At 68.7% G+C, this 1528-nt stretch carries 1 protein-coding gene; it reads left to right on the top strand.

Going from position 1 to position 1528, the window contains the following annotated elements; translation table 11 throughout:
* Window positions 1-111: 111 nt before the first annotated feature.
* The coding region (locus ACIBJF_RS53380) for an NF041680 family putative transposase (protein ID WP_399185112.1) at window positions 112-1528 on the top strand (1417 nt) is incomplete at its 3' end.

Here is a 1528-nt window from a genome sequence, read left to right as displayed (position 1 = left end):
CTTGAGATTAAACCCCGGCAAGATCATTTCTTGTCGGGGTTCATCGTTCTCCTGCCGACAGGCACGGCCACCCGCGACCCTTCGGAGTGCTGAAGCTTCGAAGGTGGGAGGGTGGCCGTGGGGCCGACTATGCCAGGGCTGCGCGCCGTGGTCGAGGGAGAGGCCGCAGCACGGCGGCGCCTGATCGGTTTCCGTGCAGGGCTGTATGCCTGCTTGCGGCGTCGCGGGGACGCGCTGTTCGAGCTGGTAGAGGCCGTTTTGACGGCGGACGGGCCGGTGGGCTCGCTGGTGGAGCTGTCCGAGGAGAAAGCGTTTCGGCGCGGCCACGGAGCCTTGTACGACGCTCTGGCCTGCGGCGACATCGACGTCGAGGCGTTGGCGAAGCTGTTGGCGACCTCGTGGAAGCCCGTTGATGACGGCCCGGTCAAGGTGGCGGTGGACGTCTCGCCATGGGCGCGGCCGGACGCCGTGACGTCCGACGGGCTGTGCCACTGTTATGCGTCGTGTCGCTGCGACGGCGCGCGCAAGACCATTCCGGGCTGGCCGTACTCCTTCGCCGCCGGGCTGGAGTGGGGTGCCTCCTCCTGGACGGCGCTGTTGGATGCGGCCCGTATCGGGCCTGATGACGACTCCACCATCGTGACGGCCCGTCAGGTAGGGCGGGTGGTCGAGCGTCTTGACGCTGCTGGCCTGCTCGTCGGACGTCCTGCCCCGGTGTTCGTCTTCGACTCCGGCTACGACTTGACCCGCACCAGCTATCTGACCAGCCAGGACGGCCTGAAAGTTCAGATCTTGGGACGTGTGCGCTCGGACCGGGTCTACTACGCGGCTCCGTCCGGGCACCGGCCTGACGGACAGCCCGGACGGCCGAGGAAACACGGGGAGCGGTTCGAGCTGGGCAGACCCGCCACCTGGCCCGTTCCCGACGAACAACTGGCCGCACACAACCCGCGCTACGGTGCGGTGGAGGTGACCGCCTGGCACGGCCTGCACCAGAAACTGACCAGGCAGGCCGGCTGGACCGGGTTCGTCGGGACGATGCCGATCGTGCCGGGCACCGTGATCCGCATCAAGGTCGAGCGGCTGCCCGGCGACCGGGCACCACAGGACCTGTGGCTGTGGCATACCGCGCCCGCGGACACGGCCTTCGACCTGGACCTGCTGTGGAAGACCTACCTTCGCAGGTTCGACGTCGAGCACACCTTCCGGTTGATCAAGGGAGTGCTGGGCTGGACACGCCCGCAGATCCGCACCCCCGAACAGGGGGAACGCTGGACGTGGCTGATCCTGGCGGCACACGCCCAACTCCGGCTGGCCCGAACACTCACACGTGATCTGCGACGCCCCTGGGAACGATCGATCCCCTCCGACCGGCCGGTGACACCGGGCCGCGTCCGCCGGGGATTTCGTCAACTACGGCGCTTGATCGGCACTCCCGCCAGAAGGCCGAAACCCGCCACCGCGGGCCCCGGCCGCCCGAAGGGCACCACCCGGCCTCCCCGTCTGCGCTACCCGGTCGGGAAGAGGA

The sequence above is a fragment of the Streptomyces sp. NPDC050743 genome, from assembly GCF_044456925.1.
GTDB lineage: Bacteria > Actinomycetota > Actinomycetes > Streptomycetales > Streptomycetaceae > Streptomyces.
This window is presented reverse-complemented; position numbering and strand designations above follow the sequence as displayed.